Source organism: Chitinophaga sancti, from assembly GCF_034087045.1.
Taxonomy (GTDB): Bacteria; Bacteroidota; Bacteroidia; order Chitinophagales; family Chitinophagaceae; genus Chitinophaga; species Chitinophaga sancti_B.
Genome location: NZ_CP139247.1, coordinates 396,798 through 411,795, shown reverse-complemented (window position 1 = coordinate 411,795; position 14,998 = coordinate 396,798). Strand labels below are relative to the sequence as shown.

The 14,998-nt window shown below is 38.1% G+C and carries 13 protein-coding genes, 3 tRNA genes and 1 pseudogene; 10 read left to right on the top strand and 7 right to left on the bottom strand.

Features of this window, described 5'->3' with window-relative positions; translation table 11 throughout:
• The first annotated feature begins 93 nt into the window (after positions 1 to 93).
• The 5 genes from SIO70_RS01755 (at position 94) to SIO70_RS01735 (ending at position 3,088) form a co-directional block, all read left to right on the top strand.
• Positions 94 to 168: transfer RNA gene (locus SIO70_RS01755), tRNA-Pro, on the top strand.
• Positions 169 to 867: 699 nt separating this feature from the next.
• Positions 868 to 2,193 (top strand): ATP-binding protein, encoded by a 1,326-nt coding sequence (locus SIO70_RS01750; RefSeq protein ID WP_320578894.1) that lies wholly within the window; start codon positions 868 to 870, stop codon positions 2,191 to 2,193.
• Positions 2,183 to 2,386, top strand: a complete 204-nt coding sequence (locus SIO70_RS01745; RefSeq protein ID WP_320578892.1) for a hypothetical protein — start codon at positions 2,183 to 2,185, stop codon at positions 2,384 to 2,386. Before SIO70_RS01750 ends, SIO70_RS01745 begins: the two co-directional genes overlap by 11 nt.
• A gap of 36 nt (positions 2,387 to 2,422) precedes the next feature.
• Positions 2,423 to 2,881, top strand: a complete 459-nt coding sequence (locus SIO70_RS01740; RefSeq protein WP_320578890.1) for an RloB family protein — start codon at positions 2,423 to 2,425, stop codon at positions 2,879 to 2,881.
• Between the two features lie 132 nt (positions 2,882 to 3,013).
• Positions 3,014 to 3,088 (top strand) — tRNA-Pro (locus SIO70_RS01735).
• Positions 3,089 to 3,315: 227 nt separating this feature from the next.
• Here SIO70_RS01735 and SIO70_RS01730 read toward each other — a convergent pair.
• The 3 genes from SIO70_RS01730 to SIO70_RS01720 all read right to left on the bottom strand — a co-directional run bounded on the left by SIO70_RS01730 (position 3,316) and on the right by SIO70_RS01720 (position 5,938).
• A complete protein-coding gene (locus SIO70_RS01730) occupies positions 3,316 to 4,041 on the bottom strand; it encodes an AraC family transcriptional regulator (RefSeq protein ID WP_320578889.1) in 726 nt (241 codons plus the stop codon).
• A 153-nt stretch (positions 4,042 to 4,194) separates the two neighbouring features.
• Positions 4,195 to 4,923 (bottom strand): SDR family NAD(P)-dependent oxidoreductase, encoded by a 729-nt coding sequence (locus SIO70_RS01725; RefSeq protein WP_320578887.1) that lies wholly within the window; start codon positions 4,921 to 4,923, stop codon positions 4,195 to 4,197.
• A gap of 19 nt (positions 4,924 to 4,942) precedes the next feature.
• Complete coding sequence (locus SIO70_RS01720) at positions 4,943 to 5,938, bottom strand: SDR family NAD(P)-dependent oxidoreductase (RefSeq protein WP_320578884.1); 996 nt, start codon at positions 5,936 to 5,938, stop codon at positions 4,943 to 4,945.
• A 546-nt stretch (positions 5,939 to 6,484) separates the two neighbouring features.
• Between SIO70_RS01720 and SIO70_RS01715 the strand changes: the two genes are divergently transcribed.
• Positions 6,485 to 6,559 (top strand) — tRNA-Pro (locus SIO70_RS01715).
• Between the two features lie 171 nt (positions 6,560 to 6,730).
• Here SIO70_RS01715 and SIO70_RS01710 read toward each other — a convergent pair.
• Positions 6,731 to 8,617: a PAS domain S-box protein gene (locus SIO70_RS01710; RefSeq protein WP_320578882.1), complete on the bottom strand. Its 1,887-nt coding sequence runs from the start codon at positions 8,615 to 8,617 to the stop codon at positions 6,731 to 6,733.
• A 463-nt stretch (positions 8,618 to 9,080) separates the two neighbouring features.
• A complete protein-coding gene (locus SIO70_RS01705) occupies positions 9,081 to 9,614 on the bottom strand; it encodes a hypothetical protein (protein WP_320578880.1) in 534 nt (177 codons plus the stop codon).
• Between the two features lie 108 nt (positions 9,615 to 9,722).
• Here SIO70_RS01705 and SIO70_RS33315 point away from each other — a divergent pair.
• From SIO70_RS33315 to SIO70_RS01695, 3 genes and pseudogenes are all read left to right on the top strand, one after another.
• A pseudogene (locus tag SIO70_RS33315) lies at positions 9,723 to 9,884 on the top strand (group II intron reverse transcriptase/maturase); the annotation flags it as partial.
• Between the two features lie 12 nt (positions 9,885 to 9,896).
• The gene (locus tag SIO70_RS01700; RefSeq protein ID WP_320578878.1) at positions 9,897 to 10,286 is read left to right on the top strand and encodes a hypothetical protein; all 390 of its coding nucleotides are present in this window, start codon (positions 9,897 to 9,899) and stop codon (positions 10,284 to 10,286) included.
• A 302-nt stretch (positions 10,287 to 10,588) separates the two neighbouring features.
• Positions 10,589 to 11,020, top strand: coding sequence for a hypothetical protein (locus SIO70_RS01695; protein ID WP_320578876.1), 432 nt, complete (start codon positions 10,589 to 10,591; stop codon positions 11,018 to 11,020).
• Between the two features lie 320 nt (positions 11,021 to 11,340).
• Here SIO70_RS01695 and SIO70_RS01690 read toward each other — a convergent pair whose 3' ends face one another.
• Positions 11,341 to 12,825, bottom strand: coding sequence for a hypothetical protein (locus SIO70_RS01690; RefSeq protein WP_320578874.1), 1,485 nt, complete (start codon positions 12,823 to 12,825; stop codon positions 11,341 to 11,343).
• 511 nt (positions 12,826 to 13,336) lie between these two features.
• On the bottom strand, positions 13,337 to 13,801 hold the full coding sequence (locus SIO70_RS01685) for a hypothetical protein (protein WP_320578873.1): 465 nt from the start codon (positions 13,799 to 13,801) through the stop codon (positions 13,337 to 13,339).
• A gap of 173 nt (positions 13,802 to 13,974) precedes the next feature.
• On the opposite strand from SIO70_RS01685, the gene SIO70_RS01680 reads away from it, so the two are divergent.
• Positions 13,975 to 14,940, top strand: a complete 966-nt coding sequence (locus tag SIO70_RS01680; protein WP_320578871.1) for a lipase family protein — start codon at positions 13,975 to 13,977, stop codon at positions 14,938 to 14,940.
• Positions 14,941 to 14,998: the final 58 nt, after the last annotated feature.

Sequence of the window (14,998 nt, the reverse complement as noted above, 5' to 3'; positions counted from 1 at the left end):
TTTTTAAAAAATATTTGGAATGAATTGAACAAATCCTATCTTTGCATCCCCAACGACGAAGAATGGTAGTGAGGAAAGAGAGAAAAAGGATCGCGGGGCGTAGCGTAGTCCGGTTATCGCGCCTGCTTTGGGAGCAGGAGGTCGCAAGTTCGAATCTTGCCGCCCCGACTTGAACAGACAGGGTAGTAGAAATACTACCCTGTTTTATTTTGTCCCCCTCTGAAACGCTGTTCAGGCCTGCAATTATAGCGAACACGCTATTTACCTTCTCAGTTCGAAATGCCCTATTTCCCAAACTATAGAAAATTCCATCCGGGAATACGATTTTTTTGAAGCTGTTCTTTAGCCTTCACGGAGCTAGAACGCCATGCTGTAGAGAGGCATCGATAAATCCAGTACCAAATCTATATGTTCTGAAAAGTTCGAACAGGTTTCTTGGCAGATGATAGTCTGAGTTGTAAAGAAGACCTTTGTATAGTTTGACCTGAAATGTAATCCATCTTTTATTTGAGATAATGGGAAGCAACGCGAAACTTTATAACCATATTCAAGGCAGCGAGGTTAGTTCGAAGGTAATTCCGAAATAAGAGAAGACTTTCATAAGTTGAGATAATTTTTTGCAATACAACAAGGTAGGCTACGGCATAATCTGATAATTTTTAAAGATTGAACTGTTAACCAGCATTTCCTCATTTTCTATTTCAAATTCTGTATTGTTAAGAATGAAAGAACGTTTCTTTTAAATCAATTTATCCTCAACTCTTGAAAATAAGGGTGAGGGGGGGAATTGGTTAAAAGAATAGCTTTTCAAGACCTTAAAACTACCATTTGTGATTTTTTCACAAATAAATAAGGTAGATTTGTTTCATGTTTATAGAATTTCACTTTGGGAATTTCCGGTCTTTCAGAGATCTTCAAAAATTTAGCCTTGAAGCCACTCCCTTGCGTAGTAATGATAGTGGATTAGAAGAAGGGCATGTTTTTGAGGAACAGTCGTTACGACTATTGAAATCGAAGGCGATTTTTGGGAGTAATGCCAGTGGGAAGAGTAATCTTGCCAAAGCAATGGCTGCTTTTTGTTTTATGGTTAGCAGATCGGTTGCTGTAGAAGGTATTCCAAAGGGTTTATGGAATGATCGCTTTCAGTTACTTTCAAACTGGGATGACCAACCTGTATTTTTCCAATATATCATGTTGCACAAAAGTATAGTTTACCGCTACGGCTTTCAAATTTTGAGTGGTAAGGTCACCTATGAGTGGCTGTATTCAGGAACAGGCGAGCATCAGGCAGAAATATTTATGCGAACTCCTGAAGGCATGAATATCAATGAAAAGGAGTTGCCGGCAATGGATAATTTTATTAAGCAGGCCCAAAGTGGAGATAGTGAGCTTTTTCGAACTGATTCTCTTTTTCTGACTGCAGCAGCGCTTTCGGGAAATAAATTTTTAGGTGGCATTCGGGATGATATACGTAGAATTATGGCAGTTGATGGAGTTTATGATGACTCTGCATTAAAATATGCGATGACAGCCATGGTTGAAGGTGACGAGCAGCAGAAGGAAGCTATTAAAAGTCTGTTAAGGGCGGCAGATACAGGGATTGAAGATTTGGAAATAGCTGAATTACCAGAACATTTAGTTGAATTGGAAATGAAAAAGGAAATCAGTACTTCCATGGACGGCAATAAAAGAAAGCCGGTCAGTCTTTTTTCTGTTCATTCCAAATTTAACGAAGAAGGAGAGGTAGTTGATAAGATTATCGTTCCTTTCGGGGAATGGGAATCTGAAGGAACTGCGAAACTATTTAGTGTTGGTGCGCTTATATTAGAAGCTCTATGGGAGGGAAGAATCATTATTATAGACGAGTTTGACGCGCGCTTTCATCCTAATCTGACATTAAAGATTGTTGAGCTCTTCAATAATTCTGAAACTAATCCCAGGCATGCACAATTAATTTTTGTAACTCATGATGCAAGTCTGTTAAAACGGGCAAAGCTGAGGAGGGATCAAATTTGTTTTGTAAATAAAGATAAGTATGGCATTAGTACTTTAACTAATCTAATAGAATATAAAGGGGTTAGAAAAGATGCCTCTTATGATAAAGAATACTTGAACGGTTCTTATTCTGCTATACCTTATCTGGACAAAATTGATTGGGTAGTTAAGCATAAATCTGATCAGGATGGGATATAATAAACCCAGCAAGGCCCGGGCTAATGAGGCATATCTTCGTTCAATTAATTTTATCGGGGGCAATGCTTATAAAGAGGAGCAAATTGATAAAAACAAAACATTTCTAATCATTTGTGAAGGGGAGAATACTGAGCCATTTTACTTTCAAGGCTTTCTTGTTCCTTCTAAAACTGTTTTAATAATTGGAGGGTAGAATTCCAAAAATTCCCTTGTAGATTATGCATTAAAAATGCAACAAGAGGAGGAACATGCAGGACGCGAGATTTGGTGTGTTTTTGATTATGATGTTAAACCAGACGAAGCTTCAACTCAGCCAAACGATTTCAATAGCTCGATTACAAGAGCGCAGGATAATGGCCTGAAAGTGGCATGCTCAAATGATGCTTTTGAACGCTGGTTTGCGCTTCATTATGTTGAGCTTCACGCGAATGTAAACCGACGGGATTTATATACAATTCTAAAAGATAGATGGGAACTGGATAGCTTTCATAATGAGGCAAAAGCAAAAGCGTTTTGTAAAGGACATTACGATCGTCATCAAGGATTAAATGGGGCTTCACAGGAACTTGCAATTCGTCGTGCCAGACGTCTTCATGAAGCTTATCGGGGGGATCGGAATTACTCAGACCAATGCCCATGCACCACTGTTTACCTGTTAGTGGAAGAATTAAACAAGTATTTGAAGTGATAAAACCCGGATATGTGTTGTCATAAATGACGATTTTAGGTGGGCAAATGCATTTTTTTGAAAAAAAGTTTAGCAACTTGAAAAAAGGTTATTATTTTTGCACTCCCAACTACGAAAAATAGTGAGCGGAAACGGGGCGTAGCGTAGTCCGGTTATCGCGCCTGCTTTGGGAGCAGGAGGTCGCAAGTTCGAATCTTGCCGCCCCGACCGGAAAAAGGAGATCAAGTAATTGATCTCCTTTTTTGTTTTTGGGCGAAAGTTTCTACGGTTTATTGTTCTATCACAGAGAACAATAGCCGGTTAATCCCAATTAGCATTTTCCACGGTGCTATTTTGTTTTGGAAGAAGGACACCTGCCGGTATGCTCTTTTATTATCGCTTGACAGGAGGGCTATTTTGAACCCAACAGCCCTATTTTCTTGCTAAGATTACTATCATCCAACCAGGTGGGTCGGTGAGTACCCAAAATGTTTTTTGAATGCATAGGAAAAGTGCGATAAGTTTTCAAAACCAACTTCGTAGTACACGTCAATAGGTTTCTTTTTCTTTTCAACAAAATGATAGTGTGCCAGTTCCAATCGCTTTTGCGTAAGCCAGCGCTGAGGTGTAGTGTTGAATTGTTTACTAAAATCCCGTTTGAAAGTTGTTAAGCTACGACCCGTTAGATAACCGAATTTTTCTAATGGCAGGTTGAACATAAAATTCTTTTCCATATAGTCTGCCAGATCTATTTTCCCGGGTTCTTCAAAGTTCGCCAACACGTTGTCTATCCCTTTGTCTATCGCCCTGAGGATACTGATGGCTTCTGTAATTTTCAATGATGCAATATTTTCGGGAAGTTCTTTCATTTCAAAGTACGGGATCAGGGACGCCAAACAACTTTCAAGCAGTGGATGGTGGTTGAATGTATATATTTTCTGCGATTCTGAGGCTTTAGGTTTTACAGGCAGGTTGACGTAAAATTCGCTAAGCCTTTTGGTTGACAAGTGCATCACCACAGTTTTGTGGGGCTGCCCGTCTTTGGGATAATTTATGATGGTTGCCAGTTGATTTCTGGGTATCAAAAATATATCGCCTTTTTTAAAAAAGTAAGTCGCATCTGACTGTACGATCTTGGTCTCTCCCGAAATAAACCAAATGAGCATATGATGGTCAAACATAATATCTGATTTAAAAAACTTGTCTTCGTAACAAGAGAGTTTAATATCCTCGGTTATATATTTTGCCTGATATTCCATATCTTATTTTTTTGATTGTCTTTCGTTCAGACGGGTAATTATGAATACAAAAATAGAAATAATCATGATAATCATTTATATGGATTGACCACCATCAATTACGAAATTTGCCCCTGTAATAAATGAAGATTCGTCGCCCGATAAATAGGTTATCAAATTGGCTACTTCATTGGCCTTCCCTAATCTTGATAGTGGGATACTACCAATGAGTTGCTCCTCAAGCGTAGCATCCAGTCCTATTTTATTCATGATTTCAGTAGCAACAGGTCCGGGGCTAACTGCATTCACACGAATTTTACGGGAAGCCAATTCAAGGGCTGCAATTTTCATAACAGCATTGATGGCAGATTTACTTGCTGCATATACCGATGCGCTTTGCGGAGAAATGGTTGCAGATGTTGACGATAAAAATATCACCGATGCGTTATCATTTAAAATGGGAATAAGTTTACTCAGTGTAAAATAAGCCCCTTTGAAATTTACATTCATTATTTCGTCAAACACATTTTCAGTCATCGATTCAATTGGGGCCAATTTTGTAATGCCCGCATTGATAAGTAAAATATCTACTTTGCCAAATTTCGCTTTCACTTCCGAAACCAGCATGTCAATGTCGGACAAGTTGGATTGGTCAGCCACCACCCCACTTACATTGAGTGTTGAGGCTGCCTTTTCAATCGCTTCTTTTCTTCTACCGGTGATGATGACCGTTACGCCTTTTTCATTAAGCGCTTTTGCGGTGGCATACCCGATGCCACTGTTACCACCGGTAATAACGGCTACTTTGTTTTTTAAATTTATCATTTAATTTTTTTTAAGTGGATTAAATAATGCGGAAAGTAATGCCGGTCATTTCTTCGCTTAATGCCCATAGGCGTTTGGCGTTGGCTTTACCTAATGAATAGGGATTTACGCCAGTCGGCATGGAGGAGTCGGCAGTCAATTCGGCGACGTCTGCATCTTCGCAGTACACCCCTCCTATGTTATTTAATAAAGCACTCGTGGCACACCAAACCGTAGTGGCTGCACCCTGTGGGATCGTCTTTAACGAGGCGGCTACTTCTGGTAAAAGATTGCCTTCTGCATCACAAAAACCCATGTTTTGAAACAGCTCCAGTGGTGCCTCTCTTCCTAATTCAGTTCCACCAATAGAACCCGGGTGCAATGAATATGCTCTTACATTATAGTCTTTGGCAAGATTGTCTAATTCAACCGCAAATAAATTGGTGGCAGTTTTTGATTGGCCATACGCCTGCAGGGTTTCGTATTCACGGTTGAGAAAATTAGGGTCCTCAAAATTGAAAGGGGCGAATTGATGACCATGTGAGGATACGTTGATCACTCTGGCGCCGCCGGCTTTTTTTAGTGCATGCCAAAGCCGTGCGGTTAGTTGAAATTGTGCCAGGTAATTGGTGGCTAACTGTGATTCAATACCACGACTGTCTTTACGCAGTGGCACCCACATAATACCTGCATTATTGATAAGTAAATGAAGGGGGCGACCCGAAGCCAAAAACTTTTCGGCAAATGCATCGATCGATGCCGGATCCATCAGGTCCATGGGTTCAATTTCTACATTGACAACAGATGCCAGATTTTTCTTTGCTTTTGCTGTATCTCTTGCAGGCACAATAACCGTAGCTCCTGCAGCAGCCAGTGTTTTTGTCGTTTCTAAACCAATGCCAGTATTCCCCCCTGTTACAATGGCAATTTTTCCTGTGAGGTCAATACCTTTGATCACATCACTTGTTGTTGAGGTGGCGTTGAAGCCTGATCCTATTGAATGCTGTAATGCTCCGTTGTAATTTGTTTGTTCCATTTTTTAAATTTTTAATTTGTTTGATGGAACAAAAATAGCACAGCTGCTTTTGGATAGCTTTGTTTAAACGTCCGAATATACTTTGTTCAAAAGGTCAGGCTACGGCCAGGTAGTATTATGTATTTTAATAGTAAGGAACTCCTGCTTAGACTTTAAAAAGTATTGGCCAATATATTTAGTTCTTCTATTAAAAAGTTCGAAAAGTGTCGGCTCACCCCGACGAATTGGAAAAAGGAGATCAGGAAATGTATAAGTCCACCTTTTTTGAAAGCTCCCAATGTAAAAGGATGGATTGCTATGAGGTAAATTGATTTGAATATTTTAGTCTGAGACATCATTAAAGCGTTTTCCTTATTGGTCGGAGAAAAATGAATTTCCTTACAGAATTTTTGAAAAAAAATAGAGTTGACATTTTAGAACTTTGGAGAGAGAGGTATAATTGGTTAGCAAGAAACATAGATCAGGAGAAACCAGTTGATCCGGTTATTCCTGAGGATTACTCCTGCTTGTTCAAAGAAGCAACTTCATGATTGATGGGGTATTTTACAGGGCGTAGCGTAGTCTGGTTATCGCGCCTGCTTTGGGAGCAGGAGGTCGCAAGTTCAAATCTTGCCGTCCCGACAGAATTAATATCAAAGGATTTTAAGAGGCAAGTAGAACATAGGTTTTACGAGCCTCTTGTGTTTTGGGCGGTGTAGTCCCCTTAATTCAGAGTTATTTTTTTATAGTCCCTAAAAACAAAGCACCAATTTGTTTATCCCGCCTTTCTATGTGATTTTATTTAATATCTTGCTAAATGTGCCAGCCGGGTGCTATAGCAATACCAAGGTATCCATAAATACTGTCGTTAGAGTCTCTCAGTGGTGTAAAATTTGATTTTATTTGTATTTCGCTACTATCCTTTCTTACATAAGTCCAATTCCGTAGTTCGGTGAACGTCATTTCCAGTATTTTGGGCGTTGACTCAATCCCTTCAAGCTTAATGTCGGACCTCTTTTCTCGTTTTATTTTATCCGGGTAAGATAAAAACAGTCCAAGAGATTGTTTGCCTATTACTTCATCTGCTGTATAACCAAGCATTATTTCGGCTCCTTTATTAAAGACTGTAACGATTCCATTTATGTCGATAGCGAAGACTCCTATACCTTTAGGTGCGTTCAAAATATCTTCGAATAGCTTTTGCGATCTTGAAGTTTCAATCTTTTCTCGTTTACGTTCATCAATGTCCTGGAAAGTACCATATATTTTAGTACATACACCGTCTTTATAGTTAGAGCTTCCTGTCGCCCTGACCCATTTTTCATTTCCCTGTGCTGTTACTATCTGCAGCTCTAAGTCCCAAGAGATACCTTCTGAAGTAGCCAATTCTACAGCTCTTTTAATACTATCTCTGCTATAACCCTGTTTGTAAAAATTGATTGCGCTTTCCAATTCAGGAACATATTGTGGATCAACTCCATGTATACTCTTTGTGATAGCTGTCCATTGAAGAATGTTAGTCTCAATATTTAGCTCCCAGCCACCAATGGACACAGAATTTTGAGTTTGCAGTAGTAAGTATTTCGATAGTTCTTCTGATGCACAAAGAGCATCTCTGGTATCCATGATATCAGTAAGATCGCGTGTTACTTTCGTGAAACCTATTACTTCTCCGTAATCGTCGTGTATGGCTGTTATAATTATACTTCCCCAAAATCTCGATCCATCTTTTCTTATACGCCATCCCTCATCTTTGGCTACTCCTCTTTTTTCGGCTTGGCTTAGTAATCTTTGTGGACGGAGATTATTTTGATCGTATTCAGAATAAAAAACACTGAAATGTTTGCCAATGATCTCATCAGCAGTATATCCTTTTATCTTTTCAGCGCCTTTGTTCCAGTTTTCCACCTTGCCATTTTTGTCCAGCAGTAGTATTGCGTAATCATCGATCTCTTCTACCATTTTATTAAAACGGATTGCTCTTAGGTCCCTCACAGCAATAGATTCAGCAACAATTTCCTTGATTTTTATGTCAAATTTATTGGTAGCCCGCTCAAACATTCTTAACCATTCACGATCTACATCAGGATATTCGTCTTTAAACAGGCTAATCAAACTCATAATTGTTGTAAGCGGTTGCCTGATTTGATGTGATTGCAGCCGCGCTACTTTCATCAGTGCATTGTTTTTTGCATCTTTTTCCGCTATATGATACTGAAGTTCTTTATAACCCAACTCCAACTCCAGTAGGCAAGAAACCTGGCGCGCGAATAATTTAAGTGTTTCTTGCTGCTTTTCATCTATCCAGTTGGGCTTAGTATCGTAAATACATAAGGTACCTAGTTTAATCCCATTTTTAATAACAATTGGTACACCTGCATAAAATCTAATATAGGGTTCTGAGCTTACCAGGGGATTAGTCTTAAAGCTATTGTCTACTGTAGTATCTGGAACTATTAACAAATTCTCTTTATCAATTATATAATTGTTGTAAGAGGTCTTCTGGGGTATTACTGCCAAATCTGACCCAGGCTTAACTTTTAACCAATTAAAATCATCGTCCAGTAAAGCAATTAGAGCTACAGGCTTTCCACACAAACTGGCGACCAGTTCTAAAATATCCTGGAATTCTTTCTTTTTATGAATTTCGATTTTCAAAAATTTTTCAATCGATGAGATTCCATTTGCTCCACTTTTCATTCGACATTACTTTAAAATAAGTTGATAATTTAATTTTATCAATGCGAAAGTAAAAATGCAGTACAGTAATCTAATTTACAGAGATTTAGTGAATCTTCATTCGATGATTTAGGAATACCTGGCTTTCAGGTAGGTTTTTCCCTCGTTTGTAAAATAGGGGCAGAGATGGTGTTTTTTACAATGGCAGTTTTTGAGTGCAGTCTTTAAACTCAAATATCAATTTATTATGTAACGCCATTCGTTGATTTTCAATAATCTTTCCATGAAAAAGTTCGACAATTGTCCATCCTTCCCGACAAAATAATAAAGCCTGCTACCAGAGCAGGTTTTGTTATTTAGAGTATATTATTTCCTTGCTGATTTATTGAAGATCAATACATTAATAGTTCGAAATAAATTTAAGCCCAGTTATTTCTTACCCGTTAAAGTCTGATTACTCAGACCTTACCTATTTACGACCTCGTTACTGTTTTATTTCATAATACCAATCAGGATACCTTAATGTGGGGCTTTTCAATACACCTACCGTCTTCTCATAAGCATCATCTTTAATATAAATCACTGCATAACCGTTAAAGTTCTCCAGCAGCTCTCCCCGATAGCCTTTAAATGTTATAAACCTATCAAACTCCTCCTGATCGGAAATTGAAAAGAAATCAAGTCCTACAAATTCATAACAGCTCCAAAGCTCCATACAAAGCTGAAGGATCTCTTCCAACTGATGAATATCAATCTTCCAATACAGTCCAAAATCAGATTTATCTTTTTTATATGGGGTGGCTCTTAAAGAGTCTATTAATGTATTTATTCTTTCTTTGATAGCCCAATCAGGACTCTTAAACACAAAACATGTAACTACTAATGTATTCGTAATGGTAAAATACTCCTGCACAAGATCTCTTAAAAATTCCCGGGATATTACCTCAGGAGGATTTTTCTCAATAGAACATATTTTCTTATCATGAACTATTATCTTTAACTCATTAGGCTGAATCATACTTATTTATTAAAGCTAAAACAAATCGTCTTTGACAAAAGACTACTAAACTTTCTTATAAAAATACTGTTTCTCTTCACAAAAATTGCTATCACATCTATACTGAAATTGAAAGGTAACCATTTGCAATTCCAATACTGTGATGATATCATTATACATTGTAAAAGCGAGCTTCAGGCAATTTACATACAAGGCAAAATCGCAGAAAGGATGAGTGCATGTCAACTATACCTTAGTCCTGAAAAGACCAAGATAGTCTTCTGCATAAGTCCTAATAACAAAATGATTCAGACAAAGCGGCCAGTTAGCTTTGATTTTCTTGGGTACAGTTTTCGACCAGGATTAGTGCCAACTAAAAATGGTATCTTATTACTAACATTACCAGCGATGAGCCAAAAGTCTAAGAATAAGGTAATGGAAAAGATTCAGGAAATGAAATTATTCAAAAGACCAGAAAGATTAGAAACACTGGCGAAACTGATCAACGAAAAAACGCGTGATAGACATCCCAAGGCGGTGAAGGATGCTCTTGGTTATTCGCTGACACCTACTAAAGAGGGAGGGATCGAAACAGTGGGTGTTATGTGGGTAGATGAAGATCAGACAATAGCAAGGATTTCAGACATAGTTGGGGTAATTTTAGGGCTAGGTTGGAACCAGAAAAGGTACTAATACACTGGGACGAACAGACTTCTACTTTCATGACTCACATAAAGGGTATTCCGCCGGGTGTCACGAATGTGAAACCGGTCTATTTGATATGCTATAGAATACAGGAAAAACAATCCAAATGAGAAGGACATTAAAGTGGTCGTACGTTATAGTAGTCCGGAGCAATCCACAAATGGAGGTACTTATAAAGAGGACCCACCTAAATAACAGCCAGCTTCTCATTAAGGCAATAGTAATGGACTATATAATCTAAAAAAAAGTAAATAATGAAAATTTTTATAGTGATCTCAATGATGTTATGTATGAAGGGTATTGAAGTATCTGCCCAGGCGAAAGATAGCATTGTGGATGCCGTTTCCGTTACCGGGATGAAAAAGTCATACAAAAAAGGAGAAGTTATTCAATTTTGTCTGAAGAATAATCTTACCCGTGAAATATTTATAGAGGCCATCGAACTGTATTCTTACTTTGAAGCGAAGAAAGAATGGTATATACAGGTATTTGACATTCTAAATCCTGATTGTAAAGAGTTTGCCGGCGTTACAATGTTTAAATTAAGGGGCAATGGAACTAAGGTAATTACCTGGAATCCGAAAAAGATGAATCCACATATTTGTTTCGATTACAAAGTAAACAAGGGAAAATATTTAATAACTTTTTTATGGTCAGACGATTTTGAAAAAGATATCAATTTGTTTAAAAAAGTTGAAGTCGGAGAGTTCGTTATCCAATAGCAGATGTATTCATTCTTCCTGTATTTACCTTTTGCACATTGGAAAGATGCTACGAATTTAACGCATACTATTCATTGATTTTCAATAATTCTTCAATAAACGAGTTCGACAATTGTCCATCCTTCCCGACAAAAACCGGAAAAAAGGAGATCAATTGGTCTCCTTTTTTGTTTTTGTTCTATCAAAGAATATCAAGTTATTATGTGAGCTATTCCCTGAGTCAATTTATGTATAAATATTACTCAGGGAATAACTCACAAACAAGTAATTATCAAATTAATGCATTATATCATTTTAACGAATGAAACCGCCTTTTCAATTTATGGTTTCATCCATACCATTCGCCAGTTCGTATCCTTCCCTCTCTGCTCTAGTTTCACTATTACGTACATTCCTGTTTCTTTTCTATAATCACTAGCTGCATAAGCCCCCATAGTATGTTCCCGCTTTTCATCCGGTTCTCCAAAAAGAGAAGCCACCTTCGGCACTTCATCCTTCCCGATCAGGGTGTAATAATATCCATTCCAATCATCCATCGTGGTTACTTTATGTACTCTTTTGCCTGATTGTACACGCTCTACATTATCAGCATCATCATTTAGAAGCAGGTAATTATTTTCGCCCGCACTCAGATAACCAGCTAGTACTGGCAATGGGAAATCTTTCCCCGGCCTGGGCCAGAAATTCCTGGGGACAGTATAATTTGCTATTTCCTGCGTGCAATCTTTTGATATAAGACTCACGGAAAAGTCTCCATAATGTGAATGACTGGAATTAACGATAGGACCATTATTTGTAAAAAACTCATATTCTTCATACAGAATAGTAAAGGAGCCATCTTCATTTGGAAAAATATTCCTTGGAAGATCGTTCCGCTCCTTATTCAGCTTCATCTTTGTAATAGCAGTCTTATTATAAGGATCTACTACCGTTGATGTATATCCTTCCTTATCCACCTTTTCTACAACCAACATCTTTTTCGACAATGCATTATAACTCGCTATCGAAAAAGAAGAGGCTCTTTTGGAAGTGCCCAGTTTATCTATTTCCAGCGTTGTATCACCTGTAGTAAGCGTTCCATATATCAACTCACACTCTTTGCCACCTGAGGATGCTGTATTATAACCATAAGCCAGTATCCCTAGCTTATTCTTCTCCATAGGGGCCATACCTAAGTATTGCATATACTTATACCTCTCCTCCGGAGATTTGTAAAATGCATGGCTAAGCTCCTTGTTATCTATACCATATATAGAAACAACGATACGCTTGCTTCTGTCTGGCTGAAAACTATTCATGGCCACTACCGCATACCCATTCCCTTCCGGCATTTCTTCTGAAAAGAAATCTGGATCAGGCACATCGCCAAAGGCCACACCACCCAGTTTGAAATAAGACACCTTCTCTAGCTCACCAATAATACTCTGGTCCTTTAAAGCCCCTGTATTACCATCAATGATCACTCTTTGCAACTTTAACTGGTGCTCCACCACGGCACTCACCAATAGAATGACATCTCCATTCATATCATATAGGCCTTTGATCTTAAAGCTGGATGCCTTACCAAGACGGGGAGATAATTTCTTGTTAGCTTTTACCGTAAACTTTGAAGAGTAAATTCTAACGACCAATGATTCTTTACTCAGACAGAGATAAAACGTCTGGCCATTTTTCATAAGTAACACTCTTTGTATGCCAGGATTATCGTCGTTCGAAAATATTGGCCCCTGAGAGGTGACTTTTATTTGCCCAAAGGCAACCATGCCCAAAAACAAAAATACAGGGATCAGAAACAAACATTTCATAGATGGAATATTGAGGTTTGAAAGTTACAGTTAAAAAACTAATTAGCAATAGGTTGTATGGTGTTTAAAATCAATTTATAAATTATAATAAGTTGTAACCTGCCTCTCTTTTCCATGTACTATATAGTATTGCTCAAATCTGCTATAAAATAGTTGGAAAAGTGTCGGCTCACCCCGACAATGTACAAAATGGTATAATTAAATCAGGGAATGCTTAGTTATACCATTTTTTGTATTAAATAATTTCATTTTCCTATTTCTGATTTCGAACAGACATAAAATACATTTAATTGGGTCCATCGAAAGTCCAAGGGGGGAGTAATATTCAACGGTTAAAGGGAACCCATCCAAGACAGTACGATTAATTAAATTCTTCTTCGGTCATATACAATAATTAAGTTTTTCCTTTGCATCTTCAGTGCCTTTTTTAAACTCACAGAAAAGGGTTTGTTCGCCACAATAAATGCTACATCCTGTAATAGGTTTATTGGGTTATTTATAATTTTCAGTTTCATTTATATTCCGTAAATGTCAGGTTCAAAAAGTCAGGGATGAGTTCTTTATACGGTTTGGCCCAACTTTTTGAAACAAAATCTTCAAAAATACCAATCTGTTCAATGTCCAGCTGAAACCCTATTTTGTCAAAGAATGACATCATTATTGTATAACCTACTACGGTCGGGTTTGTGTCTGTAACGGCACGCCCCTCTATTTTATTTATCTGTACTGTCCAATTGGTATCAACTAAGGAAAAGGCAAATTCCAAACCCTTTATTGCTGCAAGTTTCCAGGATTGATAGCCAAATTCGGGGACCTCTTCTATATAACCCTGGCTATAAAACCCCTTCCCGGAATAATTTTCTTTTATTTCATTTCGGCCGGATAAATTGGGTGACACGTCAATATTTACAATGGCAAAACATCTAATGTCATTTTTAAATATTTTCCATTTGAAATCATTTGTTTGGTCTAACATTTATTTGAGTGATGGGCTAGGAGCCTTATACCGAACTCCCGGTGGTTCAATTGAAAAAAAGTAGTTAGTTGAACTATATCTAAAGATAAATGTTATACATCTCTTTATATACCACAAAATAGATGTTTTACATCAATAAGTATTTCATTCTTCACTTCTAATAATTACATTCTATGGAACCTCAATTAAAATCAGCAGCAATTTCCTATTCTGAAGCCACCTCTATATGTGGCTACGTCGCCATAGCGGTCGGTATTAACAAAAAGGCGATGAAGAAGGGGGGAGACCCAGATCCCAATCCTTCCCTGGATGCATATAAAGACATATGTGCGGACCCTACCTATGCCCTGTTGTTAAATCCGGCATTTCTCAACAAATACAGAATACTGTATAATATACAGATACCAGAAAAAGACAAGTTTTTAAATATCTGGTCCTATTTTGGTTTTATCGCACAGCATAAGATGACTAAAAATTATGTGATAGCCATTCGAGGTACGCAAAACCAATTTGAATCCTTAGCAGATGAGGATATTATTCCAGTCCCATTTAGGGAGTATAATAACCAGGCCCAGGTACCACAAGGCTTTTACAAAATTTTTGAAACAGGCAGGATTGTATCCCTACCAGAGGATGCAAACCCCATTACTCCCGTTTCGTTAAGCAAACTTGCAACCGATCTGGGTAAATATTTGAGCGGAGCGGGCCAACAACGGGTAACCGTAACAGGGCATAGTTTGGGTGCTGCAGTGGCTACCTATTTTGCTGCAGTCGCCACTTTGACGCTAGGGAAAAGGCTTAATCTTAGCCTCTGTACCTTTGCATCGCCCATGACAGGTGACAAGAAATTTACTTCTTCTGCTAGCAGTACCATCGCTGAATGCGTTCGTATCTATAATGCAGAAGATAAAGTTCCTAACCTTCCAGTGTGGCTTGTAGATAACAACAATATCTATACACACGTCACTGGTGGTTTCGAGATTGATTCAACAGGTGATCACAATGTAAACCACGATCCTAATACCGGATTTGGTTGTGCACACCAACTACCCGTTTATATGTATCTACTGGAGAAACTTGATGGTAATTATAACCCCAACATCATCAGCGCCGGTGATGACGCAAGATGTAGAGTTTGATAATGGTCACCCCGACAAAAGAAATGGTATAACTAAGTCAGAGAATACTTAGTTATAC